Origin of the sequence: Serratia sp. (in: enterobacteria), from assembly GCF_051654945.1 — a bacterium.
In the GTDB taxonomy this organism is placed as follows: Bacteria; Pseudomonadota; Gammaproteobacteria; order Enterobacterales; family Enterobacteriaceae; genus Chania.
The window spans coordinates 257,347-283,303 of record NZ_JBOFZA010000072.1 but is presented as its reverse complement, the minus strand read 5'-3'; the positions used below and the strand labels follow the sequence as shown (position 1 = coordinate 283,303).

Genomic DNA, 25,957 nt, shown 5'->3' with positions numbered 1-25,957 from the left:
TAAAAATAACCGATTGGATCTCACGCTGATGTCACCGTTGTCCGTTTCTCATAAAGCTACCTTGCTCGGCCTGTTGGCCATTGTGTTATGGAGCAGCGTGGTTGGCCTGATCCGCAGCGTCAGCGAAGGTTTGGGGCCGGTAGGCGGGGCGGCGATGATCTACAGTGTGGGCACGCTGTTTCTGCTGGGGGTGATGGGCATCCCCAAGCTGCGCGAGTTCCGCCGTTCTTATCTGATCCTCGGTAGCCTGCTGTTTGTGCTGTATGAGATCTGCCTTTCGCTGTCGCTCGGCTATGCCAGCAACCGCATGCAGGCGATTGAGCTGGGGATGATCAACTATCTTTGGCCCTGTTTTACCGTGCTGATGGCCATTGTGTTCAACGGCCAAAAGGCCAAATGGTGGGTGCTGCCTGGCTTGTTGCTCTCGCTGTTCGGCATTGGTTGGATCATGAGTGGCAGCGGCGGCTGGTCACCGGCGCAAATGCTGGCCAACGTGCGCAGTAATCCGTTGAGTTATACGCTGGCGTTTAGCGGTGCGGTGATCTGGGCAATCTATTGCAACGTGACCAAGAGGATCGCCCAAGGTAAAAATGCGGTGGTCCTGTTTATCAGCCTGACTGCGTTGGCGCTGTGGCTGCTCTATCCGTTTAGCCATGAAACTGGCATGCATTTCAGCCTGCCGGTTGTTGTGGCGCTGTTATGCGTGGGGACGGCGATGGGGGCGGGCTACGCCGCCTGGAACGTCGGGATCCTCCATGGCAACATGACTCTGCTGGCTACCGTCTCTTACTTTACCCCGGTGTTGTCATCGATCTTTGCCGCCGTGGTGCTCAGTACCGCGCTGACCCTCAACTTTTGGCAGGGAGTGATAATGGTGACGCTGGGATCGCTGATCTGCTGGCGGGCCACCCGTGCAAACTGAGCCAATTTTTACCTGCGCAGGCGGCAGAACAATGAAATTCGAGCTAATCTCAAGGTAAGTCTTCCGCCAGAAGGAACGGGAAAATGAAAAAAGATATTCAATTTATTCAGCAGCCAGCACTGAATGGCCACAGCTTCAGCACCGGCGATATCGTTCGCCTGACGACCGCGAACCTGCCGCATGAGTATCAGTTGGATGTAATGATCCTGCGCCGTGACGACAAGCTGATCCATGGCTCTGTGGTCGTGGCCTCACCGAAAACCGATATCCCGGTCAGCCAATGGGAAATTGCCACCGGCGATGAGGTGGTGTTCCGGCAAGAGAACATCGCCAAGGCGGTACCTGGAGCCCGCTGACAAAATCTGATTTCCTCGTTTTCAGGTTTGCCGCATGCTGCTGAACCGGCGCAGCATGCAGCCCCGTGTTTATCTTCACCCTCAGCCGACATCTCGTCGGTTTTTTTACGCGCTTTTTGACCCCAGGTTAAAATTTTGTGTCGTACAAAAAGACACCAAAGGTCGCTGTTTGAAATCTGTTGATATGATGAAAATCACATCAAAAATGTTTTGCAGTGCAATTTGTTTTATAAAATGAGAACGCAATCGATTACGCAATGGTAAAATGCCCAACTGGATCACAGATTATTACAGTGAGAGCTTTCTATAATGCGCACGGCAACCCGCAATAGGTAACCATTCGTTTACAGCAGGCATCGCCAGACTCATCATCATTCTAACGGGCAGGGAATGGCCCACTCAGCATGTGGTAATAAAATGAAGAAAATAGCTCTCGCAGCAGGTGTGCTTCTCTCCGCGTCTTTCAGCCCCGTTTCCATGGCGGCGGAAAGCAAAGACAGCCAGTTTGTTTCAGACTGGTGGCATCAGAGTGTCAACGTAGTAGGCAGCTACCACACCCGCTTCGGGCCGCAGCTGAACAATGACGTGTATCTGGAATACGAAGCCTTCGCCAAGAAAGACTGGCTGGATTTTTATGGTTACGTAGACGTGCCAAAGTTCTTCGGCATCGGTAACACTCCGGACCGCGGTATCTGGGACAAAGGTTCACCGCTGTTCATGGAGATCGAGCCGCGCTTCTCCATCGACAAACTGACGGGCACCAACCTGGGCTTCGGGCCGTTTAAAGAATGGTATTTTGCCAACAACTATATTTACGACATGGGGCGCAACGACGCCTCCCGTCAAAGCACCTGGTACATGGGGCTGGGTACAGATATCGAAACCGGCTTGCCGATGAGCCTGTCGATGAACATTTATGCCAAATACCAGTGGCAGAACTACGGTGCATCCAACGAGAACAGCTGGGACGGCTATCGCTTCAAGGTGAAATACTTTGTGCCGTTGACCGAAATGTGGGGCGGCAACCTGAGCTATATTGGCTTCACCAACTTTGACTTTGATTCCGATCTGGGCAGCGATGACTTCGTGGTAGATGGCCGCCAGGCACGTACCAGCAACTCAATCGCTTCCAGCCACATTTTGGCGCTGAACTACACTCACTGGCATTACTCCTTCGTCGCGCGTTATTTCCATAACGGTGGTCAATGGAATGATGGGGTGGATATTGGTACGCCGCAGGGGCCAATCAAGTCAACCGGCTGGGGATACTACCTGGTTGCCGGTTATAACTTCTGATTTTCCGTGGTGTCAGAAACAGGAAACCCCGCATTGGCGGGGTTTTTTTATCATTATCTCAGGTGACTTTCCGCTGGTAAATGTTTAACAGGCATAACCAGTTTACCCTTGATAACGTAGCACTCATTGTCGATCCACTTGAGGATTTGCTCACGGCTGACACCTTCAAATAGCGCATAGCGATAAATATCGCCATCGAAGTGCAGCTGGATGTACTCCATCAGCGTCATATGCATGGGTATAACTCCTAAACGCCCAGTGGTAGCCGGTTTTACTAGGTTGAGCGGTCGAGCTTTGCAAGGCATAAATGTAAATTATAAGTAACCAAATCGCAACAAGAAGCACCGAAAAGTGTCATGTTAAGGGTGTAAATAGCAAAATAATTCCCCCACAGGGCGGCGGGAAATGGAGCGATTTAAAAAACGATGGCTTACACGGGTATTTAAGACACCAGCAAAAATAGTAGCGTTACTCACTTTTTGTGGCTCGTTTAAATTACGGGGTGGCTTATTTTTCAGCAAGAAAAATTCGTGCTTTGCGATCGGCTATTACGAATAGTTTTGTATGTGAATAAATTTTTTGTCTTTTGGCCATGATAGTTTTTTAAATAACCTGGGTGAATGATATGTTGGCTGCGGTTGGCTTGGCACCCGCAACGCGACGATGTGGCCAAACTTGTTGGGGCAAATATATTTGACTCGATCTCACGTATTGATTATCCAACTGGGCACGGCATGCCGCGCCCTAAGATCAGCAGCGGTTCCAATTCACGCATTGGCGCGAATGTTGCGTTTGAACGTGAGTACCCGGCTGCGGCTGGCGATCAGATCGACCTGGTAACCGCGGAAATACAGGCAAAACCGATTCAGATTGGGGCCATCGTTGCTCTCAACCAGCATCCGCCCATCCCCCAGCGAACTCAGGGTGCCGGTTTGCGCCGCAGGCCCGACTCCAATGTGGATCTGGTTGCCGCAAATTTCGAACGAGGTGCGATATTGTGGATGATACCAGCGCCCCTGAACCTGCTTGAGGCAAACCGATTCGCTCGCTACCGGCAGAAAGCGCCGTGCAACGTGGCCAACTTCACCTTCTACAGCAGCTCCTGTCCACTTAAGGCGCATTGGCTGATGGGCCGATAGTGACACGGCGTAACCGTCGTCACTTTGATACAGCGGTTCATTGCTACCCAGATAAGCGACGTTACCCTCTTTAACCTCCAACCAGTAAGGCTCCGCCCGGGTGGCGTAAATCCCGTCCGGGATCGCCGTGCTGCGTTGGGGAAGAGGCTCACTGAGCAGTGCTGCCATGACCCGTAAAATGAGGGTAAAGCTGTCGCAGTCTTCACGGTTGGACACCAACAGGGCACCAGCTTGCCGATCTGGAGCCAGCAGGAAGTAGGTTTTATATCCCGCATGAGAGCCGCCATGGCCCAGCAATGTCTGGCTGCCCAGAGGCGTTTGCGCCAACCCCAGTCCGTAACGGCTTACCTGGCCCTGGCTGAGTCGACGTGGGGAGCTTAGCTGCGTCAAGACTCCTTTGCCAGGGCCGGTATTGGCCAACAGGCATTGTAACCAGCGGGTAAGGGCGTTGGCACTCCCTGTCAGGCAGCCGGAGGCGGAGAGGTGCAAGCCGGCACTGGTTTGCTGCCAACCTTTGGCCGTGTGCCAATAGCCGGGAACCAACCCTGGCACCACATCAAACCAGCTTTCGGGAGCTTGTAGCTGCACGGCAAGCGGGCTGGCCAGATGCTGCTGTACCAGCGAGTCAAAAGCGTAACCCTTTGCCTTCAGCGCCGCCTCTACCAGCCGATAACCGGTATTGGTGTAGGCGATCTCTTGGCCCGCCGGGTAGTTGAGCCGGGTTAATCCCTGGATAAAGGCCATTACCGGTTGAGCCTCACTCACGGTGCTGACTGAGACACCAAGCAACCCCAGCGTTTGCCGAATATCGGGCAGCCCGCTGGTCATGTCTAACGCCTGGCCGACCGTGACTTGCGCCAGTTGCCCGCGTAGTTCGGGCAGCAGATTGCCAAGGCGTTCGTCAAGCTGCAAGGTGTTGTCAGTGGCGTTGAGCGCCAGCGCGGCAAAGATATGTTTGGTGATGGAGGCATAGCGCACTACGCTGTCGGCGGTGAAGGGATCGCGCCGTGCCAGATCGGCGAGCCCAGCGCAGACCACCGCCTGGGTGGTATCCGTGTCAAACAGGGTGATAGCCCCACCGGGTTGGCCTTCAATTTGCCAGCCTGCCAGCAGTTGAGTGGCGGCTGCCTGTGCGGCGCGCCAGTTTAGCGGGGTGTCAGACATAGTTTCCTCCTGGAATAACGAGCGCCACAAATCACGTGGCCTGGTATACACGCATGTCTACCACAGCCACGGTGCAGAAGTGGTTGGCGGGTATGGCAAGGGTGAACTTTCAAGCCCTGATTTCTGCCGCATAACCGTTTGACACGGGTTCATGGGATGAAAGTGGCCCAATTGTGGCGTATGAAAAAAGTCATGGGCCGCTGTTTTGTGCGCTGTTCAGACCAGTGGCGAACCTTTCCGCCAAAATTGCGATGCAGTGCTCAAATTGAAATGGAAGGAGAAGTAAGACAGGAAGGTGAAAGTCAGTCCGACTCCGGTGCGACAGTCGCACCGGAGTAGAGGTACGGATTAGCGTTGTTGCTCGCCCCAGGTCAGCATACTTTCAATCATTTGCTGTAATAGGCGTTGTAACGGTGCGGCCCGATCAGCGTCAAATTCGAATGTCTGCTCGGACATATAATTCACCTGCGCCAACTCCAACTGCACCGCATGTTGATGTTCCTGCGGATGACCATAAGCGCGGGTAATGTAGCCCCCTTTGAAGCGCCCGTTGAGCACGTGGCTGAAGCGTTGTTGTTGCTGACAGCAACTGACCAGCCTGTCGCTCAGTGAAGCAGGACAGCTTTCACCGCCGTTGGTGCCCAGATTAAGATCGGGTAGCTTGCCGTCGAACAGACGCGGTATCACGGAGGCGATCGAGTGGGCGTCAAACAGTAAGGCGTAACCGTGTTGGGCTTTCAGCCGCGTCAGCTCGTTTTGTAATTGCTGATGGTAGGGCTGCCAGATAGTTTGCAGATACCCGGCCCGCTCCTGATCCGAAGGGGCGGCGTCCGGCCGAAAACTGGGGCGGCCATCGAACAGCACATCCGGGAACAGGCCGGTGGTGGCCGTGGTGTAGAGCGGTTTGTCATCGGCCGGGCGGTTCAGGTCGATCACCAGGCGCGAATAGTTACCCACCAGAATACTGGCCCCCATGGCACGGGCAAAATCGTACAGCCGTGGGATATGCCAATCGGTATCCTGCAGGGGACGGGCCTCATCGGTTAGCCCTTGCTCAACCGCAGGCGTCAAGCGGGTACCGGCATGGGGAATACTGATCAACAGCGGCAGTTTGCCGCTTTGGAACTCGAAAGGATCGCGGATTAACATTAACGGAGTTCTCCTCGGAAAATCACCTTGCAGGGCAGTTGTCCGCCCAGCCAGTAAGCCAGCTCTGCCGGATGTTCCAGCTGCTGCCAGTAAACGAAATCGGCCATTTTGCCCACCTCCAGAGAACCATGAGTTTCCTGCAGGCCCAATGCCTTGGCGGCATGCAACGTGACGCCTGCCAGCGCTTCTTCCGGCGTCAGGCGGAACAGGGTGCAGGCCATATTAATCATCAGACGCAGCGATAATACGGGGGAGGTGCCAGGGTTGGCATCGCTGGCAATGGCCATCTTGACGCCGTGTTTGCGGAACAGATCAACCGGTGGGCACTGCGTTTCGCGTAACATGTAGTAGGCACCCGGTAACAGTACTGCCACGGTTCCGGCCGCAGCCATCGCCATTGCATCTTGTTCGGTGGCATATTCCAGGTGATCGGCGGAAAGGGCATGATGCCGTGCCGCCAATGTGCTGCCACCAAGTGCCGAAAGTTGCTCCGCGTGGAGTTTAACTGGCAATCCAGCCTTTTCTGCGGCGGCAAAGACCCTCTCGACCTGCTCAGGTGAGAATGCCAGATGTTCGCAAAACGCATCCACTGCATCGGCCAATCCTGCCGCAGCGGCTTCAGGGATGATGGTGTTGCACACCAGGTCGATATAGTCATCGCTGCGCCCGGCGTATTCCGGTGGCAGGGCATGAGCGGCCAGGCAGGTGGTTTTTACCTCGAGCGGTAATGTCGCGCCTAACTCACGTGCCACGCGCAACATTTTCAGCTCGCTGTCCAGCGTTAATCCGTAACCGGATTTGATTTCAATGCAGGTGACGCCTTCGGCCAGCAGCGGCAGCAGGCGGGGCAACGCCTGTCCCAGTAAATCGAGTTCTTCTGCATCGCGCGTGGCCTTGACCGTGGAGATAATGCCTCCGCCCTGAGCGGCAATTTCTGCGTAGCTTACCCCGTTCAGACGTTGTTCAAACTCACCACTGCGGTCGCCGCCAAACACCAGATGCGTGTGGCAATCCACCAGACCGGGGGTGATGATGCCACCGTCAAGCTGCACATTTCTTGTCGCCGTTATGGCGGGCATCGATGCCTGTTCACCCAGCCAGACGATCTTGCCTGCGTGCATGGCGATCGCGCCGTTGCTGATGATGTGATACTTGCCGTCACGCATGGTGACGATATCGGCCCCGCGCCACAGGCTGTCGCAGTGGATCTCAGACGTCATGGTGTTTCCGCTCCCACATGGTTGTATATACAATTAAAAACAACCTAACGCATTCGCCGGGTGGCGACAAGAGAAGGGATAAAAATTTGTTACCAAGATGTGATGAAACGCGAAAAAGGTAGCGTTTAGCTTCGGCGATTTTCCCCTCACCCCAACCCTCTCCCACAGGGCGGGGGAGCCAGTTCAGCGTCGTTGGTAGGTAATGTGGCACTACGCTTGTGTTGAGGCCAAATGCAGGGCTCATTCTGTGGCACGTTCGGTCCCCTCTCCCCAGGGAGAGGGCTAGGGTGAGGGGGCCGTCACCAGATTTAAACCTGATTGGTAAAGCGGCCAAACAGCTGATAGCGGCTGCCTGGATAGAGCAAACGTGCGGAAGTTACCACCATTTTACCCGACCAGGTGCGGCGATGGATCAGCAGGCCCGGCTCGTGGTCTTCCAATTGCAGCAACTCGCGCTCATGCTTGGTTGGCACCACGGCTTCGACAATATGTTCACCCGCAGTCAGCGGAGCCGACTGGGTCAGGTAAATATAAGGGGTGACCCGGTCGAAATCCTGCTTCATATAATCGGGAGCCGCCAGCGGGTTGACGCAGCGATCTTCTACCTGCACCGGCACGTCATTCTCGTAATGCACAATCTGTGAGTAGAACAGCTGCTGGCCCGGCAGGATCCCCAGTGCAGTAGCCTCTTCGGCGCTGGCCGGCCTGGCGTTAAGCTGTAGGATTTTGCTACTGTGGCGATGCCCACGAGCGGCGATCTCATCGGCAATATTATGTACTTCCAGCAACGCGGTATGCGCCTTGGCCTCGGCCACGAAGGTGCCAACGCCCTGCATGCGGATCAAAAAGCCTTCGCTGGTCAACTCACGCAAGGCCCGGTTGATGGTCATACGGCTGACGCCCAGTTCACTGACCAGTTCACTTTCTGAGGGAACGCGCTGATGCGGTTGCCAATGGCCCGCACGGATTTGGCTTACGATGGCCTGTTTGACCCGTTGATAGATCGGGGCGGGGGTTTCGCTCATTGCTGCAGCCAACTGCAACACGGTCTGTTGATCTACCACGACGTTAACCTCGTCAAATAAAAAAATAATAACACCAGTTTACTGTTGATGTTGGAGATACGTATATGTATATACAAGTAAGCGTCTGTTCACCAGATGAATGAAACTGGTTTACAAATTGTTTACCTGCGCGGCGTGATTGTCGTGCGTTCTTAGCCGTTACACCTACTTTGGAATACTGCTATGCCTGCTTATTTTGCCTCTCGCGCACTGCTTCCGACCGGTTGGGCTCACAACGTGCGGCTCGCAGTCGATGCGCACGGCCAGTTGGCCCAAGTGACCCCCAATGCCGACCCTGACGGTTGCCTGCGCCTGCACGGTGATGTGGTGCCGGGCATGCCGAACCTGCATTCTCATGCTTTCCAGCGCGCGATGGCCGGGCTGGCAGAGGTGGCTGGCGATCCACAAGACAGCTTCTGGACCTGGCGCGATCTGATGTATCGCCTGGTGCAGCGTTTAACCCCGGAGCAGGTTGGGGTTATTGCCCGTCAACTGTATATCGAAATGCTCAAGGGCGGCTACACCCAGGTTGCCGAGTTCCATTATCTGCATCACACGCCGGAAGGAAAACCCTATGCCGACCGCGGTGAAATGACCGGCCGCCTTAGCGAGGCTGCGCATCAGGCGGGTATTGGCATGACGCTATTGCCAGTACTCTACAGCTATGCCGGCTTTGGAGCTCAGCCTGCACAAGCGGGGCAAAGGCGCTTTATTCAGAATGAAGAGAGCTACCTCGAACAGCAACAGACGATCGCTCGCCAACTGGCAGGCCAGCCATTGCAGAATCAGGGGCTGTGCTTCCATTCGCTGCGGGCAGTGGAACTGGGGCAGATGCAGCAGATCCTGGCGGCTTCGGACCCGGCCTTGCCGGTACATATTCATATCGCCGAGCAGCAAAAAGAGGTCAACGACTGCCTGGCCTGGAGTGGTCAACGCCCGGTGGCCTGGCTGTATGAGCATTTACCGGTGGATAGCCGCTGGTGTCTGGTGCATGCCACGCATCTGGATCGTGAAGAACTTGAGCAACTGGCGCGCAGCAAAGCGGTGGCCGGATTGTGCCCAACTACCGAGGCTAATCTGGGAGACGGCATTTTCCCTGGTGACAGCTATCTGCATCATCAAGGGCGCTGGGGGATCGGTTCGGACAGCCACGTGTCGTTAAACGTGGTGGAGGAGTTACGCTGGTTTGAGTATGGGCAGCGGCTACGCGATCAGCGTCGTAACCGTCTGACTACGCCAGAGCAGCCCGCCGTGGCAGACGTGCTTTATCAGCAGGCGTTACAAGGGGGCGCTCAGGCTTGCGGCACGGCAATCGGCAAGCTGGCGGTCGGCTACCGCGCGGACTGGCTGGTGCTGGATGGTGACGACCCTTATCTGGCGTCTGCGCCGGAGGCTTCTATCCTCAACCGCTGGCTGTTTGCCGGGGGCAAAGAGCAGATCCGTGACGTGTTTGTGGCCGGTCGGCAAGTGATTGAGCAGGGGCGTCATGCGTTGCAGCAGCAAAGTAGCGCCGAGTTCCTGCAGGTGCTGAAAACGTTCCAACAGGAGGCGTGATGAAACTGAACCGTTTCGACTTTGCCGGTTTGCCGGTCAGTCCTTGGCGTAATGGCGGGGGTGAAACTCGTGAAATTACCTGCCAACCGCCGGGCAATGCCGATTTTGGCTGGCGCGCCAGTATTGCCACTATCGCTCAGGATGGGCCATTCTCGGCCTTTAAGGGTATTGACCGCTCCATCACGTTGTTGGAAGGCGATGGCGTGCATTTGTCCAGCGCCGGTCAGGTTGATCACCGTTTGCAGCACGTCGGTGAGCCGTTTGCATTTTCTGGGGATGTGGCGCTGGAGGCCAGATTATTAGGCGGCAGCAGTCAGGATTTCAACATCATGACGCGGCGAGGTCATTATCAGGCGCAGGTGCAGCGCATTGTCGAGACCATTGGCCTTTCGCTACAACATGCAGGCGTGTTGTATGTGCTGCGTGGGGAATGGCAGTTGCCAGACGGCAGTTTGCTGGCCGTTCGCCAAGGTTGCTGGTGGCTGCCAGGGGATGGCCCGTTGCGGCTGGTGGCTCAGGGTAATGATGCTCAGGCTTTATGGGCCGATATCGTACCCACTACGCTGCTGTAGGGCAGCGTGTGGTGCCCAGTTCTGTGACATTCTGGACTATTCCTATTACCGTCCCACGGCTGGCGTGAGAATATCGCACCAAGAGAGGCCGGGCTTGCATACCTTGGGCTCTTACCGAATCGCCAATCGTCTCGGTTGGCGATTCACTTGCCATCTTTCAGCATGTTGATCGCGGCAGCGATCATGATCCGCTGTTCAACATCGTGGCATGTTGCCTGATGCTGCGCCAACTGTCTGGACAGGCTCTCCACCGTCAATTCCTCACCGCGATGACGCAATTGCATCACGCTGTCGCCAATCAATCGGGCAACCTCATCCCATACTGACTTGATCTCCTGCTCCGAGAACTTCATTGCCAACCTCGGCTGGGTGTTTTTTGCTCAATGTAGCAGTTGCCAACCCGCTGCGCCACCTGTCAGACCACGGAGAAAATAAAACCGGAAGTATAAAGATTATCCCATCAGTGTTTCTTCTTGTTTTTATATTCAATACTGATTTGGTGCAATCAACGAGAGGGGCGCAACCATGAAACTGGTCGAACAATTAGCGGCTTATTATCAACTTAGCCGGCATGCAGAGGTGAAAAATCGCTGGTGCCGTTGGTGGCTACCGCAGGGCGAGGCCCGGGTTGCCTATTTGCGTGAACTGCTGGAGCCGACGGCCAAAACGCCTGCCGCTCGTGTGCGAGCAGTGTCAGGCAAAACGCAGGATTAGCCGAAGACGATTGCCGCCCAGCGCAGTAACAGCAGGGCCAGACAGATCAGCACCAGGATCACAAACATTTTCCAGTGTTTGGTACGCATACGCTTGGTTGGCAATTGGGGTTCCTTATTTTCCTTTAGACGCTGAGATACCAAACACCCAGACCGAGCAGGGTGATGGCCATATAGCTGATGATTTTCAGTAAATCGCTGAAGGTGTCATCAGGATCTTGCTCCGCCTGGTTCATATTACTGCCTTGGCAGGCTGGCTGCCAATAAGTACGTCTTGATCCACAGTATGAATGCTGCACCGGGTTACGCACAGATCTTTAACGGTAAAGTCTGGTAAAAAGCAGCGGTTACCCACCTGCGTGCTAACTCGATGGGTGCAGAGGTTGGGGAATACGGTGTAATATTGATTGAGCGTCCGTGAATCAATCAATAAAGGTAAAGTAATGGCCATTCCTGAAAAGTATGAAAATGTAGAGCGTTGGGCGTTTGGTGACACCGAACAGCAAGCGGATGAGTTGGTGAAGCTGGTGCTGGATGGCGTCAAGACCGCCACCTGCTCCAACCTGGATGGCGAAGGGATCCCGCAGCCCGGCGATGTCTTTGTGGTGGTCGACGGCAAGAATGAACCGGTGTGTGCCATTGAACTGACCACGGTGGATATGAGCACTTATGAGCAGGTGGATGCGGCTCATGCCCTGGCGGAAGGGGAAGGCGATCGCTCGCTGGATTACTGGCGCAAAGAGCACAAACGCTTCTTTGAGGAATATGAGCTGTTCTCGCCGGATATGACGCTGGTATTGATGCACTTCAAGGTGATTGAAAAGTTCTGAAGCAGGTTGCCAGTCGCGGTAAGGTGACCATGTCACCGGCGCAATTCGGCCATTTCTTCGCCGGGCGCAGGATCGCCATCACATAAAACAACGCGCTGTGCCCAATGGGAACACGGCGCGTCCTTCCTTGCGCAGTCATCTACTCCAGCCGCATCACCCAGGCATCGGCATGTCGGTCGTAATGCTGTTTGTACAGCAGCGACTGCTGGCCATTGAGCATTGCCGGGATACTGGTATGTTCGTCCCACCCGTCCAGTTGCATGCACAGATCGGGGTCTGATTTGCAGGGGATCGCCAGGGTGGTTTTCCCTTCGGCGTGTTCGGCTGCTGGCGTTAAATGCGCGTCATCAACCTCGAAGCTGCCTATTTTCACGACGGTTTTGCCCATTGGAACTCCTTGCTGAAACTGGTGGTATGAGGTGTGACCAGTTGCCATCACCCATTAAGCATAGACAAAGGGGCGAAAAAGTCACAAAAAAAGTACCCTGGCCCTCAGTTCTGGCGCCAATGGAGCGAAATTCAACCGTTGTGAATCAATTAATTTCTTCGGTAAATATTAACATTTTTCACTATCGCGTTTCTTAACCATTTTTAAGTCAATAAGTAACCTCTTTTTCCGGCGTAAAATTTGCTAAAAATTTCAAAAACGGGTTTTTATCCTTATTTTGTTGAAAGTCAGGAAATTGCGCTTAAGCTAAATTTATTAATCTATATTTAACCTCGATAACCTGAGTCACCGGTTGTTGCCGCCAGGGTTCCCTTGCAAAAAAACAGAACCCGGCTCGAAACTCGTCCTTGGCAATTTTTGGCAGTAAGTGGATCCACCAGAGAATTTCCATACGCAACCTGGTTGCATGAATACACATCGGTGTAAGTTGTTATTGGGAGTTATCATGGGCGAAAAAAATAGTGTATTACTGGCCTTGTTGGCTGCTGCAACCTTGACGTTGGCGTCAGGTGTGCAGGCTGCGGGTCTCTTGACAGGGCAAGTAGGCATTCAACTGACCATCGGTAGTGGCTGTACCGTCGGTAACGGTGGCGCGACTGGCGGCACCAACCAATGGGGTACTTTAAACTTTGGCACTTACTCCGATCTGACCAGCGTCATTAACGGTACGGTGTTTGGTGCCAATGGCTCCAGCGCGGTCACTATCACCTGTAGCACGGGCCTGAGCCCGACGCTGTCGCTTAATGGCGGCCTGGCGGCCACCGGAGCGCTGCGTGCCATGAGCTCCGGTGGCACCACCATTCCTTATCGTCTCTATTCTGATACCGCGCGTACCACGGAAATCGCCATTAATACGCCGATTGCCCTGACGACGGGGACTACCGCACAAAACATTCCGATCTATGGCCGCGTATTACCTGGCGACCAAGTCAGTACCACTCCGACCGCTGGAACCTATAACGATACCGTAGTCGCCACGCTTGCCTGGTAAGGCTGTTATTCCGTCAGGGGCAAATTTGCCCCTGACTGGTTTTCTATACGCGAAGGAAAGAGCATGGGGATCAAGGTACTGCTGTTATTGCCAGCGATCCTGTCGCTGTCGATGTTGATCAGCATTCCCTTAAGTCAGGCAGCGACGATCGGCATAGCCGCCACGTTACTGCCCGCCTGTGAAGCGGGAACGACAACGTCTGGCAACACCAGCTTTGGCACGATGAATTTCGGTAATTACGCCTCTCTGAGCAGCTTGATCAACAAGGCCAGCGCCCAGTTGGCGGGTTCTATCCGTGTCAAATGCGTCAGCGGGTTGAGTTATAAAATCTTGCTGGATGGGGGCAGTAGCGGTGTCGTGACCAATCGCAAAATGGTAAATACCACCAATAGTGCGATCAGCGTGCTTTACAACCTTTATACCAATCAACCCGGCGGAACAATTTGGGATAACACCACTGGGTTGAGTGACACGGGCAACGGTGCCGATCAATGGCATACCGTCTATGGCCGTGTTCCGGCGCAAACCACACCGGCTGCCGGTATTTATCTGGATACGGTGAATGTCACCGTGTCCTGGTAGCTGGAGGCCAGGATGCGCTACATCTCCTTAATCCTGTTGCCGTTGATCATGTGTGCTGCGGTGCGTGCCGCCACGCCAATCACCAAAACCTTCACCGTGACGGCGACCCTGACCAACGGCTGTGCGTTTGGCAGCTCGTTATCCAGTCCAACTTCCAATCTCGGCATCATCAACTTCGGCACCATGACGACCATTGCCAGTAACATCGATACCGTGAGCAGCGCCGGTGCCGGCTCGGTGGTGGTGACCTGTACTCCGGGAGCTACGGTCACCATTGCTATGGATTACGGTATTCACGGCGGTAATGCCACCCGGCGTTTCATGCAGAACACCGCCAATAGCGACACGCTGGGCTATCAGTTGTTTAGGGATGCCAACCGCAGCCAGGTCTGGGGCAATGGCGCATTGGCCATGTCTATCCCCAGCTTTCCCAGTACCACCCAAACCTACCCGGTTTATGCCCGTTTATACGCCGTGACCACACTGCCTTCGGCAGGTAACTATACCGATACGGTCACCGTAACATTAACTTATTGAATCATCAGGATATGAGCCATGTCGATGTTGTTTAAACGCCTTACCATTATCGCAATACTGAGTTATGCGCTGTGCTCCTCAATCATCGCTCAGGCCGCCAGCTCGGTGTTGGTCTGGCCGGTATATCAAATCATTGAATCCGATCAGAATGGGTCCGCCTTATGGCTGGAAAATCGCGGGACGGAACCCGTTTCTTTACAGGTGCGGGTGCTGGCGTGGAAACAGGAAAATTTTAATGAGCGCTATGCCGATCAAAATAACGTGGTTGCCAGCCCACCGTTCGCTACCGTCCCGCCAGGACAACGACAATTAATCAGGCTGATCCGCAATACGCCGGTACCGGCCAATACCGAGCAGGCCTACCGCATTATCGTTGATGAAATCCCGTCGCCGATCAACGGCACGGCAGGGGGGCAAAGCAAGGCGGTGGTCGGACTGCAATTGCAGATGCGCTATCTGTTGCCATTGTTTATGTACGGTGGCGGTCTGTGGACCAACGAACGTAGCGATATCAAACGCGATGCCTCAACGGCGACACGGCCCGTGTTGCAATGGCACACGGTCAATGACGGCGGGAAAAGCTATCTGCAGGTGCGCAATACCGGCATCGTTCATGCGCGGCTGAGTAATGTGTTCTGGTCGCAGACTGGTAACCAGCAGCAGGGCGTGAAAACCATGAACGCGGGCTTTATGGGCTACGTACTGCCGGGGCAGTCGATGCGCTGGCCGGTACCTGCCGGGGTTAGCCCTGGCGCGCAGCTCAATGCGCAAATTGCCGACAATACCAAGCCGATCGTCATTCCACGCGGCGAATAGCGTCAGGAAGCGCGACGAATGTCGAACCGAGCCATTACCCCCCCCGGTCATCAGTATCCGCTGTATTACCGGGGCGGCCTGTGCCTGCTCTGCCTGAGTACCTTTAGCGTTCAGGCGCAGGAATACTCATCATTGCCCGATGCCCCACGAGCGGCACCGGTGATCACCAATGCGATGTTCTATCTGACCCTGGTCGTCAACGGCCAGAGCGATGGGCAGGTCATCCCTGTGACCTATCGGGAAAATGCGTATTACGTCGAGGCCGGCGTCCTGGCTAAAAACCATGTGCACACCAATGGCCAGCAGGGATTGCTCAACGTCGAGCAATTACCCGGGGTGAAAGTGAAATACGACTCCGCCGCTCAGCAACTGATTTTACAGGTGCCGGATGCCTGGTTGCCAAAACAGGAGGTGGGGGGCGGCGAACTGATGAACTACACCCCGGCACAAAGCAGTACCGGCCTGTTGCTTAACTATGATTCCTACTATACCGATCCTCATGGAGGATCCCGGTCGGTGGCAACCTGGATGGAGCAGCGCCTGTTCAGCAACGTGGGCATTATCAGTAACACCGGGACTTACCGCTACAATATCGACACGGTATCGGGTGAGGGGGGCAGCAGCGTACAAGACCAGTTTCTGCGTTACGATACGTTCTGGCGTTACAGTGACGAAAAAGATCTGATCAGCTATCAGATTGGGGATTTTGTCAGCAACTCGCTTACCTGGAGTAATTCGGCCCGTATGGGAGGATTACGTATTAGCCGCAATTTTTCCCTGCGCCCGGATCTGGTGACCTATCCACTGCTGCAATACAGCGGTACTGCGGCGGTACCCAGCACCGTCGATTTATTCCTCAATGGGTTTAAGGCCAGTAGCAATAATCTCAATTCCGGGCCGTTTACACTCACCAACGTGCCCTATATCAACGGGGCCGGAGAGGCGACGATCGTGACCACCGATGCGGTTGGGCGACAGGTATCTACCACGGTGCCGTTTTATGTTTCCAACACCCTGTTGCGTAAAAACCTGAGCGACTTTGATGTATCGCTCGGCGCGGTACGCCAGAACTATGGCATCTCCAACAGCGATTATTCCGATGCTGCCTTCAGCGGGATTTACCGCTATGGGCTGAGCAATTACCTGACGCTGTCCGGGCACTCCGAGGCCACGCAAGGGTTGGCACTCGGCGGGTTAGGGGCCGATATTGCGGTGGGGACCTGGGGAACGCTCAGTCTGTCTGGCAGCCAGAGCAAGGCCAATCATCCGCCGGTCGCGACCAGTAACGTGGTGAACGACCAGATCGTCCCGCCGAACACGCCAGGAATGCCCGATCCCAACCAGGATATTGATCATCCGTTGGGTACCAACGTGACGGATAAAAAAGACGGCAGCCAGTACACGCTGGGCTACACCTATAGTTCCACGCTATTTAGCTTTTCGGCTCAGCGGGCGTCGCGCACCGTGGGCTATCAGGATCTCACGTCTTACACCAGCGATACCCGGTTGAGCCGTAAGTCCGATCAGGCCACGTTCAGCGCTTCGCCGTTTGGCTCGCACAATGGCACTCTGGGGCTGGGCTATTACGACGTGCAGGCTTACGACAACTCACACACCCGCCTGGTGAACTTCTCCTACAGCCGTGCTCTGTGGGGCCAGAGCAGCATGTTTGTCTCGCTCAATAAAACGCTGGGGGATAACGGCTACAGTGCACAACTGCAGTTTATTATCCCGCTGGGTAACGATATCAGCATGAACGCCGGGCTGGCGCGTAACAATAACGGGCATTACCAACAACAGGTGGGGGCCAGTAAAGCGGCTCCCAGCGACGGCGGTATAGGTTGGAATCTGGCCTACAGCGGCGGCGACGGTGATTACCAGCAGGCCGATGCCACCTGGAAAACCCGCTATGCCACCCTGCAAGGCGGCATCTTTGGCCCGCAGGGTGAATATACCAACTGGGCAGATTTGAGCGGCTCGGTGGTGTTTATGGCTAATTCCTGGTTCCTGTCGGACAAGATCAACGATGCGTTTATCGTGGTCGATACCGATAATTATGCCGGCGTCTCGGTGCTGTACGAAAACCAGAAAATGGGAACCACCGACAGCAACGGGCACCTGCTGATCCCGTCGATCAGTTCTTACTATCCAGCCAAGGTAGAGATCGACACGCTGCCGTTACCGGCGGACGTGGTGGCCAACCAGGTCAACAATCGCATTGCCGTCAAACAGGGCAGCGGGATGGTGGTTAAATTCCCGGTTCAGAAAGTCCTTTCGGCCAATATCACGCTGCATGATACCGCCGGGCAGCCAGTGAAACTGGGTACGCTGGTCACTGAACAAACCACCCAGCAAACTACCGTTGTCGGCTATGACGGGCTGGTGTACTTCTCCCATTTACAGCCGCACGGTCAGTTAAGTATCCAGCAGGAAGATCGCTCGATATGCCGTGTGGGCTTCGATCTGGATCCCAATTATCACAGCATTGAACAGGTCGGGCCGTTGGTCTGCCAAAGCAGTGCAGCGGAGGCAAAATCATGACCGGGTTATTACCATGGATACGAGCAGGGGTGGCATTGATACTATTAATGGCTTTTATGCCATCAGGTTGGGCTGTCTGCACCGCACCGCCAACCACGGGGAGTCTGGGTACGCAAAACTCATTTGACGTCAGTAGTACCCCGTTAACCACTTCCGTCAGTAGCGGGCTGAAATGCACTGGCGGACTGCTCAATATTGGCGGCACCAATATCATCACCGCCACTATCGGCGCGACTTTACATCCCGACGGGTCTCAACCCCGCTTATACAGTGCGGCCACTGGCCAGTATCTGCCTTATAGCCTGTGCCAGGATGGGGGCTGTAGCACGCTGTATAATCAGGGCAGCGTCATCACCTGGAGCAGTACCACCGCATTGGGTTTATTAGGCCTGTTCACCGGGCCAAGCAGTACGCTACCGATTTTTATCCGGCCACAAATGAACACTAATCTGGCGGCCGGCACTTATACTGACACCATTCCAATAGCCTGGACCTGGAACATCTGCTCGGTGGCCATTGGCACACTGCTATGTCTCGCCGACACCGGTAGTATCCCGACGGGTTCCTATATCAACCTGTCGCTGATTGTCACCAATTTTTGCTATATCGACAGCGCGCCGAACGTCGCTTTCGGCACTGCGGCGTTGCCTTCTGGCCTGACTACGGTAGTTTCCAATACTCTCAGCGTGCGCTGCACCCTCAACGCCAGCTATTCGGTCAACCTGACCAGCAGCGTTGCCAGTTCAGGGCAGTATCGGCAAATGGCGTCAACCGTAAATGGCACCACCAGCTATATTCAGTATCAGTTGTTCAAAGGGAATGGCACCGTGTGGTCCGCCGCCACCGATAGCAATGCGACGGGCGCTGGCACCTCGCAATCCTTTCCCTATACCGCCTCGGTTAACCTGTCGCAAAACAATCAGCCGGCAGGGGCGTATAGTGACACCGTAACGGTTACGGTGGCCTATTAAATTGCCACTCACTCAAAGGGAGAGGGAGCCGAATGCGCCACAAGTGAGTTCTGAACCTGACCTGAGCACCGTACCAACCTCCTCTCCTTTTTGGGGAGAGAGGGTTGGGGGGGAGGGGAAAATGGCTCTCACTGGATCGCGTTATTGATGGAAGTCCAGGACTCCGTCGCGCACCAGTTCGCGCGGCAGGCTGTTTTTGATCCGGCTGCCAATACGTTTAGCCATGCCTAATGGTTGATGCTGATAAGTGACGATGCACTCATTGCTTTGCGGGGGCGGTGATGGGTAGATATCGCGACCATGAAACCATTCCTGGGCCAGTGCCGCATCAAGCTCAAAATTTTGTGGGTTGCCACTGGCAGCCAAGGCGATCACCGCCTCATGCTGCCAGCGAAACCCTTTTGGGAAGCGTTCCGCCAACTTTAGGCCAATGCGTGAAAAGCGCACTTTGTGGATCAACGGCTCGAGCGCTGCCGGGAACAGCCAGATTTCCTTATCCCGCGCCCATAACTTGCTGGTTTCATCCCAGGCTAAGCCTGAGATTGCGGCAGCCTGTGCAACCAGTGCGGATTCCTGGGCCGAAAGTGGGGCAAAAGGAAACTTGCCCAGCTTATAGCTCGGTTTGGCCAAGGCTGGGACGCTGTGATTTTTTCGTAACCGGGCGACGAAGAAGCCTTCACTATCATAAATCTGCGGAAAGACGTGCAGAAACCCTTCGGCAGTCAAGGCAAGCTCCGCCTGTGGGAACAGATCGCCCAGCGGCTCAACGCTGACGGCATCACCATAGGTTGCCAACAGTTGATTGACTACCTGCTGATTTTCCTGAGCATTCAACGTACAGGTTGAGTAAACCATCACGCCGCCGGGTGCCAGGGCGTGAAAGGCGCTGTCGATCAGTTCCCACTGGGTTTGCGCAATGCTGGTGACGCTTTCCGGTGACCAGTTGCTCATGGCATCCGGATCTTTGCGCACCACGCCTTCACCCGAGCAAGGGGCATCCAGCAGGATGGCATCAAAGCTTTCCGGTAAGGCGGCACCAAACACCCGCCCGTCGAAATGGGTCAGCGCCGTATTTTTGACGCCGCAGCGGCTGATGTTGGCGTGCAGCACCTTGACCCTGCTGGCTGAATATTCATTGGCGACAATAGCGCCCTGATTGCCCATCAACGCGGCGATCTGGGTCGTTTTTGACCCCGGAGCGGCGGCCACATCCAGCACCCGGTGCGGAGTTTCACGCCCGGCAAACAGGGCGCTCACCGGCAGCATGGAGCTGGCCTCCTGAATGTAGAACAGGCCGCTTAAATGCTCCGCCGCGCTGCCCAGCCGCAATGCGTCGTCCTCGCGCTCGATCCAGAAGCCTTCAGGGCACCAGGGGATAGGCTCCAGCCGCCAGTCGTAGTCTTTGACCAAGGCCAGAAAGTCCAACACGCTGATTTTCAGCGTGTTGACCCGCAGGCTGCGCCGCAAAGGGCGTTGGCAAATAGCGATGAAGTCATCCATGGATAAATGGTCAGGCATGATGGCGCGCGTAGCGTCGAGAAATGCAGCAGGCAAAAAAGCAGGGGCAGGTTTAGCCAAGGGGGGCTCTCAGGATGGAAAAAATCGAAGGGGCTAGTCTACCATAAACTGCCACCCTGAGAAAATCGGCAAGGCTCAGTAAATTGAACCCTGCCGATCGTTTTCGGTCAGTCTCTCGGAATAGCGGTGCCCCATTGGTGCCAATCTTTCGGCTCTTCCGCATTCAGCAGGAAGTGCTTGTTCGACGTAGCTTTAGGGGCCAGCGGAATACTCGGTGGGGTGGCAAAGGCAATGCCGCCGCGAATAAACTGCTGGAAGGTACCGCTCTTGATCACGCCACCCGTCAGGCCAAATTGCAGGTTATAACCAGAGGCCAGCCAGAACACGCTGTTGTTACGTACCAGATGCTGGAATTTCTTGCTGACGCGCAGCGAGACATGCACGCGATCTGACATTGCTCCCAGATAGAAACCGGTCACGGTACCCACTTCAATGCCACGGAACAGGACTGGCGTACCAATTTGCAGTGAGCCGGTCTCGGCGGCATCCAGGATTATGCTCAGGCCATCGAGATAGCGGGAGTCGGTAATGCTGGCCTCTTGGAGCTCAAAGGTGCGCATTGAACCGCCGTGACCGGGTTCCACGTTGATATAAGGCTGCAACAAGGAATCCAGATTATTGACCCCAGCGGCGGAAATCTCAGGTGAAACGATCGCAAAACGGCTGCCGAGACGGGCAAAGGTTTTTACATACTCTGGATATAGCACCGCTTTCGCCAACACCTCGTTACGCTCTGGTGCCAGCTTCAGGGACTCCAACTGGCCGATATCGATGCCCAGATAGCGTATTGGCATGCCAGGCGACAGCTTGCTGGCATCATAGGTACGCAGCGTAATCTGGCTGCCCACGGCTCGAGCGGCGGTTTCGGAGGCGTACAGCACACGCTTGGCCCCTTTATCCAACGTCACGCCTTGCAGGTTATCAAAGCTGATGGCACCTTTCAGCGCGCGGTTCAGCGGTGAGGCCTGCACCGTCAGGCCGCTGCCGTTCAATTGCACCTTGGCACCACCTTCGGCCCAGAAAATGCTCTCGCTGGTTAACAGTTTGCGGTATTCCGGGCTGATATAGACCTCAACATCAAACTCATTCGCCTTGGGCCGGACGTTGACAATCTCACCCACCTGGAACTTGCGGTACAGCACCACGGAACCGGCTTGCACGTCTGGCAGGCTGGTGGCCGTGAGCGTCAGGGTTGGCAGTGGGCTGTTGCCGACGATGCCCTCGGCGGCTTTCTCCGCGTTGCTGTACAGCGGATATTGCGCTTCCGGCTCGCCTTTACCGCCCGGGATCAGGCGTACGCCGCCGTCCAGCCACTCCTGAGCGCTGGCTCCGAGTACCTGCACGCCATCCAGCCCGAACTTGACGTCCATCCGGCTATTGACCACGAATTTACTGTCTTTGTGCAGTAAGCTGCGGTGTTGCGCTTCGATCGCCGCCGTAAAGGTCACGCCGCCGTCGGTCAGGGTCCGCGTCAGGATCTGCCCAATCTTGATACCATGCACGATTAACGGTTGCCCGACATCGATGCCGTAGCTTTGCGGAGCATTCAGGGTGACCGTCATCACGCCAGGCTGCTGCAGCAGCGTTTTACTGCTGTCCAGCACGGTAAAGTGTTGTTGCGGTTCGCCTTCACCCGGCACCAATTCGAGGGTATTACCGGTTAGTAACTGGCTCAGTTTGGCGTCGTTAAGGCTGATTTTCGGGCTGCGCATCTCAATACGTGTACCACTGCGCATCAGATCGACCACTGAAGGATCAATGGTGAGTTCGCCGGTCACCTTGCTGTCCGGTTGCAGAGCCAGGCGAGTCAACGTACCGACCTGCAATCCTTGATACATCAGCGGCGTGTGGCCTTCGCTCAGACTGTTACCATCAGGGAGATCCAACGAGATATTTACGCCACGCTGGCTGCGGGCCAGATCCGGATACAGCGCGTAGTTTTGATCGGCCTTGGCCTGCTTGCCGTCGAGCGGAGAGTCAAAGGCTATCGCTCCATTTACCAGCGCCGCCAGGCTTTCCATCTGCACGCTGGCACCGGACAGGCTGAAATCACCTTTAAAACCGGAGACGTTCCAGAAGCGGGTGTTATCTTTCACCAGGTTGGCAAAACGCCGGTCGATCAGCACGTCGATAATCACGCCTTTATTGCCCGGTGAAATGGTGTAGTCATAAACTTTACCGACCGGGATCTTGCGGTAATAGACCAGCGAGCCGGTATTCAGGGAGCCAAGGTCGTCCGCTTGCAGGTGGATCATCAGCTCGCCGGTGTTGAGGCGATATTTCGGTTGCGTATCCAGCGCGGTAAAGTGGGTTTGTGGCTTGCCCCGGCCCGGCATCATGCCGATATAGTTACCCCCAACCAGCGCATCCAGGCCAGAAACCCCGGCCAAGGAGGCTTTGGGCGTCACCAGCCAGAATTGCGTACCTTCACGCAGCGAGTCTTCCAAATCGCTTTTGATGCTGGCTTCAACCACGATGCTACGCAGATCCTTGCTCAGCGAAATGCTTTGCACGGTACCTACGTCCACGCCCTGGTAACGCACCGGCGTACGGCCGGCGACAATACCTGCCGCCGACTGGAAGTCGATGGTGACGCTATTGCCGCTCTCCTGGTAATTGGTATAGACCAGCCACCCGGCAATCAGCAGGGCGATAAACGGCAGTAACCAGAATGGCGAGATACGGCGCTTGTTTTTGACCCGCGCCTCAGTCGGCGTATTCGGCGTTTCCTGTTGCATGTGCATCCCAAATCAATCGGCTGTCCAGCCACTGTACGGCAAGGATAGTTAAAATGACCGCAGACCCAAAGTAAAAAGCTGCTGGCCCCATGGTAAAAGAAAACAGTTGGTCGCGATTGATCAGCGACATCATCAACGAGATCACGAACAGATCGAGCATCGACCAGCGGCCAACCCAGGTGACCAGCCGCAGCAGCCGGATGCGGGTTTTCAGGCTGTGCGACGTTTTGAAATGAATGCTGCACAACAGCACCAGCAGTACGATCACCTTGGTAAAGGGGACCAGCACGCTGGCGATAAACACGATGGCGGCGATCGGCATGTTGCCCGAGTTCGCCAACGCAACGACGCCGGAGAAAATGGTATCTTCCATGCGCGCGCCGTTGGCGTAAACCACCGAGATCGGTAACAGGTTGGCAGGGATCAGCAGCACGATGGCGGCAATCAGCGCGGCCCAGGTTTTTTGCAGGCTGTAAGGCTGGCGATGGCACATCGGCACGTGGCAGCGTGGGCAGCGGCCGCGTTCATCCTGAATACCGGTAAAATGGCAGGCCAGGCAGACGTGCAATGCGTCTGATTTTCCCTCTGGCTGTTCCTGCGGATAGTAGCGTTCCCACAGCTGTTCCAGATTCATGTGGATCAGCGTCAGCAGGCTGAGCAGGGTCAGTGCCAGATAGGCAATCAGGGCGCTGCCGGCTTGAATATCGGCATATTCCTTGACCTTGATCGCCGCAACCACCATGCCGATCAGGTAAATATCGAGCATGATCCACTCTTTGAGCCGTTCCAGCATCAGTAATACTGGCCGCAGGTTCATGCCGAGCGCATGGCCAAACCACAGGTATAGCAATGACAGCGCCAGCGTCAGCGGCGCGCCGATGGTGCAGAAGGCGACCATACTGGCGGTAAAGGGATCGCCCTGGCTGCTCATTTGCCAGATGCCTTCCAGCAGGCTAGCGTTAATCCGCGTGCCGAGCAGGCGGATGCTGATCAGCGGTTCGGTAAAGGCAAACGGCATCAACAACAGCATGGTGACGGCCACGGCGGTCAGACGGGTCATTGACCAATCGCGGCCATGCACCACCTTGGCGTTGCAGCGTGGGCAATAGGCGGCCTGATTACGGTTCAAAGGCGGCAACGTGAACAGCAAATCGCATTCACAACAGCGTTGGTGGCGAGCCTTGGAGAGCGGGCCGGTAATGGCGAGTATCTTCATCGTGAGTGCTGTTCTGCAACCTGAGGTCTACTTAGCGTAGTTGGAAAACAAACCGACAATATCATCAACCGCTAAAAAGGGTTGGCATCGCAGGTTACAAATGATTTTAGACGGCAAACATACCCTGTTGTACCGTGTTTTGTGAAGTAACAGATGATTAACCTTGTGGCTATACGCATTTAATGCTTATTTTATACGGGTTAAGTCTGGGCTATTGAAGCATTTTGAACGGTTAATCATGACTAAAGAATCATTCTACGCGGAATTAAAACGCGATTTGAGCGCATTGCTTGATGGGGAAGAGAATTTTATCGCCGCGCTGTCTAACGCCAGTGCGCTGCTCAATGAACGCCTCGATGACGTAAACTGGGTGGGTTTTTACCTGATGGAGGGCCATCAACTGGCGCTCGGTCCGTTCCAGGGCAAGATTGCCTGCGTGCGGATCCCGTTGGGTAAGGGCGTGTGTGGCACGGCAGCGGCGGAGAACCGGGTACAGCGTGTTGGCGATGTTCATGCATTTCCTGGACATATCGCCTGCGATGCCGCCAGTAACGCGGAAATTGTGCTGCCTTTGGAGGTCTGTGGTCAGGTCATCGGCGTTCTGGATATCGACAGCACAGTTTATCAACGCTTCGACGAACAGGACGAAATCGGTCTGAAAGCAGTGGTGGCGGGGCTTTGCGCACGACTGGCACAGGGCAATTTTGCGAAATATGTCACTGTAGCTGCAAGTTGATCTACGGATAACGTGGCATTTAGCGATGGCGTCATTATAATGACGCCTGTTCATGCCTGCGGCTTGTTGGCAACCCGTTGTAATCAGGAAATTTCATGGAAAATCAACACAAGTTGAACTCAGTTAAAGAAGTCATTGCTTTTCTTGCCGAGCGGTTCCCGCTCTGCTTTAGCGCCGAAGGCGAAGCACGCCCGCTGAAAATCGGTATTTTTCAGGATCTGGTAGAACGTGTACAAGGGGAAGAGAACCTCAGCAAAACGCAGCTGCGTTCCGCTTTGCGTCTGTACACCTCAAGCTGGCGTTACCTGTATGGTGTCAAAGTTGGTGCCCAGCGTGTAGACCTGGACGGTAACCCGTGCGGTGAGCTGGAACAGCAGCATGTCGATCATGCTCGCCAACAGCTTGAAGAAGCCAAGGCGCGCGTTCAGGCACAACGTGCCGAACAAAATGCCAAAAAACGTGAAGCTGCTGGTGAGTCTGCCACTGCCGAGCCTCGTCGTCCGCGTCCTGCCGGTAAAAAGCCTGCCGCACGTCGTGAAGGCGGAGCCGCACCAGAGAACCGCAAGCCGCGCCCACAAACACGCCCACAGCAAGCTCGTGAACCTCGTGTAGCCAAAGAGGAAAGCCAGCAGCGCCATGTGCCAGTCACAGACATCTCAAAACTGCAAATTGGCCAGGAAATCAAAGTCAGAGCAGGTCAGAGCGCGATGGACGCAACCGTACTCGAAATCGCCAAAGATGGCGTACGTGTGCAGCTCTCCTCCGGTCTGGCGATGATTGTGCGCGCAGAACACTTGCAGTTCTGATACGGAGGCCAACCAAGG

26 protein-coding genes are annotated in these 25,957 nt (G+C 55.2%); 15 read left to right on the top strand and 11 right to left on the bottom strand.

The genetic code is table 11. The features are described from left to right. The first annotated feature begins 28 nt into the window (after positions 1–28). From yddG to ACRDCA_RS11775, 3 genes are all read left to right on the top strand, one after another. Positions 29–922, top strand: a complete 894-nt coding sequence (gene yddG, locus ACRDCA_RS11785) for an aromatic amino acid DMT transporter YddG (protein ID WP_438689668.1) — start codon at positions 29–31, stop codon at positions 920–922. 83 nt (positions 923–1,005) lie between these two features. Continuing rightward, positions 1,006–1,278, top strand: a complete 273-nt coding sequence (locus tag ACRDCA_RS11780) for a hypothetical protein (RefSeq protein WP_025121179.1) — start codon at positions 1,006–1,008, stop codon at positions 1,276–1,278. 417 nt (positions 1,279–1,695) lie between these two features. Beyond that, on the top strand, positions 1,696–2,574 hold the full coding sequence (locus tag ACRDCA_RS11775) for a nucleoside-specific channel-forming protein Tsx (RefSeq protein ID WP_438689667.1): 879 nt from the start codon (positions 1,696–1,698) through the stop codon (positions 2,572–2,574). Between the two features lie 53 nt (positions 2,575–2,627). On the opposite strand, the gene ACRDCA_RS11770 is transcribed toward ACRDCA_RS11775, so the two are convergent. The 5 genes from ACRDCA_RS11770 to hutC all read right to left on the bottom strand — a co-directional run bounded on the left by ACRDCA_RS11770 (position 2,628) and on the right by hutC (position 8,310). Continuing rightward, the gene (locus tag ACRDCA_RS11770; protein ID WP_438689666.1) at positions 2,628–2,810 is read right to left on the bottom strand and encodes a hypothetical protein; all 183 of its coding nucleotides are present in this window, start codon (positions 2,808–2,810) and stop codon (positions 2,628–2,630) included. Positions 2,811–3,341: 531 nt separating this feature from the next. Continuing rightward, positions 3,342–4,877 (bottom strand): serine hydrolase domain-containing protein, encoded by a 1,536-nt coding sequence (locus ACRDCA_RS11765; protein ID WP_438689665.1) that lies wholly within the window; start codon positions 4,875–4,877, stop codon positions 3,342–3,344. Between the two features lie 348 nt (positions 4,878–5,225). Then, positions 5,226–6,026, bottom strand: coding sequence for an N-formylglutamate deformylase (hutG, locus tag ACRDCA_RS11760; protein ID WP_438689664.1), 801 nt, complete (start codon positions 6,024–6,026; stop codon positions 5,226–5,228). Continuing rightward, entirely contained in the window at positions 6,026–7,246 is a 1,221-nt protein-coding gene (hutI, locus tag ACRDCA_RS11755) for an imidazolonepropionase (RefSeq protein ID WP_438689663.1), read from the bottom strand. Before hutI ends, hutG begins: the two co-directional genes overlap by 1 nt. 308 nt (positions 7,247–7,554) lie before the next feature. After that, entirely contained in the window at positions 7,555–8,310 is a 756-nt protein-coding gene (hutC, locus tag ACRDCA_RS11750) for a histidine utilization repressor (RefSeq protein WP_438689662.1), read from the bottom strand. Between the two features lie 183 nt (positions 8,311–8,493). On the opposite strand from hutC, the gene ACRDCA_RS11745 reads away from it, so the two are divergent. Beyond that, positions 8,494–9,864, top strand: a complete 1,371-nt coding sequence (locus ACRDCA_RS11745; RefSeq protein ID WP_438689661.1) for a formimidoylglutamate deiminase — start codon at positions 8,494–8,496, stop codon at positions 9,862–9,864. Continuing rightward, a complete protein-coding gene (locus tag ACRDCA_RS11740) occupies positions 9,864–10,436 on the top strand; it encodes a HutD/Ves family protein (protein ID WP_438689660.1) in 573 nt (190 codons plus the stop codon). The genes ACRDCA_RS11745 and ACRDCA_RS11740 overlap by 1 nt, the downstream gene beginning before the upstream one ends. A 143-nt stretch (positions 10,437–10,579) precedes the next feature. On the opposite strand, the gene ACRDCA_RS11735 is transcribed toward ACRDCA_RS11740, so the two are convergent. Beyond that, entirely contained in the window at positions 10,580–10,789 is a 210-nt protein-coding gene (locus ACRDCA_RS11735; RefSeq protein WP_438689659.1) for a hypothetical protein, read from the bottom strand. Positions 10,790–10,961: 172 nt separating this feature from the next. Between ACRDCA_RS11735 and ACRDCA_RS11730 the strand changes: the two genes are divergently transcribed. Further along, complete coding sequence (locus ACRDCA_RS11730; protein ID WP_438689658.1) at positions 10,962–11,150, top strand: hypothetical protein; 189 nt, start codon at positions 10,962–10,964, stop codon at positions 11,148–11,150. On the opposite strand, the gene yniD is transcribed toward ACRDCA_RS11730, so the two are convergent. Beyond that, entirely contained in the window at positions 11,147–11,254 is a 108-nt protein-coding gene (gene yniD, locus ACRDCA_RS11725; protein WP_223499378.1) for a small membrane protein YniD, read from the bottom strand. The genes ACRDCA_RS11730 and yniD overlap by 4 nt on opposite strands. Positions 11,255–11,592: 338 nt before the next feature. Here yniD and ACRDCA_RS11720 point away from each other — a divergent pair, with 338 nt between their 5' ends. Then, positions 11,593–11,979, top strand: a complete 387-nt coding sequence (locus tag ACRDCA_RS11720; protein ID WP_021178228.1) for an ASCH domain-containing protein — start codon at positions 11,593–11,595, stop codon at positions 11,977–11,979. A gap of 139 nt (positions 11,980–12,118) precedes the next feature. Here the strand turns inward: ACRDCA_RS11720 and ACRDCA_RS11715 are convergent, their stop codons facing one another. After that, positions 12,119–12,367 (bottom strand): DUF1480 family protein, encoded by a 249-nt coding sequence (locus ACRDCA_RS11715; RefSeq protein ID WP_438689657.1) that lies wholly within the window; start codon positions 12,365–12,367, stop codon positions 12,119–12,121. 505 nt (positions 12,368–12,872) lie between these two features. Between ACRDCA_RS11715 and ACRDCA_RS11710 the strand changes: the two genes are divergently transcribed. The 6 genes from ACRDCA_RS11710 (at position 12,873) to ACRDCA_RS11685 (ending at position 18,865) form a co-directional block, all read left to right on the top strand. Beyond that, complete coding sequence (locus tag ACRDCA_RS11710) at positions 12,873–13,418, top strand: Csu type fimbrial protein (RefSeq protein ID WP_438689656.1); 546 nt, start codon at positions 12,873–12,875, stop codon at positions 13,416–13,418. 63 nt (positions 13,419–13,481) lie between these two features. After that, the gene (locus tag ACRDCA_RS11705; protein ID WP_438689655.1) at positions 13,482–14,000 is read left to right on the top strand and encodes a Csu type fimbrial protein; all 519 of its coding nucleotides are present in this window, start codon (positions 13,482–13,484) and stop codon (positions 13,998–14,000) included. A 12-nt stretch (positions 14,001–14,012) separates the two neighbouring features. Beyond that, on the top strand, positions 14,013–14,537 hold the full coding sequence (locus tag ACRDCA_RS11700; RefSeq protein WP_438689654.1) for a Csu type fimbrial protein: 525 nt from the start codon (positions 14,013–14,015) through the stop codon (positions 14,535–14,537). An 18-nt stretch (positions 14,538–14,555) separates the two neighbouring features. Further along, a complete protein-coding gene (locus tag ACRDCA_RS11695) occupies positions 14,556–15,353 on the top strand; it encodes a fimbrial biogenesis chaperone (RefSeq protein ID WP_438689653.1) in 798 nt (265 codons plus the stop codon). An 18-nt stretch (positions 15,354–15,371) separates the two neighbouring features. After that, entirely contained in the window at positions 15,372–17,894 is a 2,523-nt protein-coding gene (locus ACRDCA_RS11690) for a fimbria/pilus outer membrane usher protein (protein WP_438689652.1), read from the top strand. Then, the gene (locus ACRDCA_RS11685) at positions 17,891–18,865 is read left to right on the top strand and encodes a Csu type fimbrial protein (RefSeq protein WP_438689651.1); all 975 of its coding nucleotides are present in this window, start codon (positions 17,891–17,893) and stop codon (positions 18,863–18,865) included. The genes ACRDCA_RS11690 and ACRDCA_RS11685 overlap by 4 nt, the downstream gene beginning before the upstream one ends. Before the next feature lie 141 nt (positions 18,866–19,006). Here ACRDCA_RS11685 and rsmF read toward each other — a convergent pair whose 3' ends face one another. The 3 genes from rsmF to yebS form a co-directional block, all read right to left on the bottom strand. Next, positions 19,007–20,443, bottom strand: coding sequence for a 16S rRNA (cytosine(1407)-C(5))-methyltransferase RsmF (gene rsmF, locus ACRDCA_RS11680; RefSeq protein WP_438689650.1), 1,437 nt, complete (start codon positions 20,441–20,443; stop codon positions 19,007–19,009). A 107-nt stretch (positions 20,444–20,550) separates the two neighbouring features. Next, positions 20,551–23,181: an MlaD family protein gene (locus ACRDCA_RS11675; protein WP_438689649.1), complete on the bottom strand. Its 2,631-nt coding sequence runs from the start codon at positions 23,179–23,181 to the stop codon at positions 20,551–20,553. Beyond that, a complete protein-coding gene (gene yebS / locus ACRDCA_RS11670; RefSeq protein WP_438689648.1) occupies positions 23,150–24,397 on the bottom strand; it encodes a membrane integrity lipid transport subunit YebS in 1,248 nt (415 codons plus the stop codon). The genes ACRDCA_RS11675 and yebS overlap by 32 nt, the downstream gene beginning before the upstream one ends. Positions 24,398–24,635: 238 nt before the next feature. Here yebS and ACRDCA_RS11665 point away from each other — a divergent pair, with 238 nt between their 5' ends. Both ACRDCA_RS11665 and proQ read left to right on the top strand, forming a co-directional pair. Then, positions 24,636–25,133, top strand: coding sequence for a GAF domain-containing protein (locus ACRDCA_RS11665; RefSeq protein WP_025121201.1), 498 nt, complete (start codon positions 24,636–24,638; stop codon positions 25,131–25,133). 95 nt (positions 25,134–25,228) lie between these two features. After that, a complete protein-coding gene (gene proQ / locus ACRDCA_RS11660; protein WP_025121202.1) occupies positions 25,229–25,939 on the top strand; it encodes an RNA chaperone ProQ in 711 nt (236 codons plus the stop codon). Positions 25,940–25,957 lie beyond the last annotated feature (18 nt).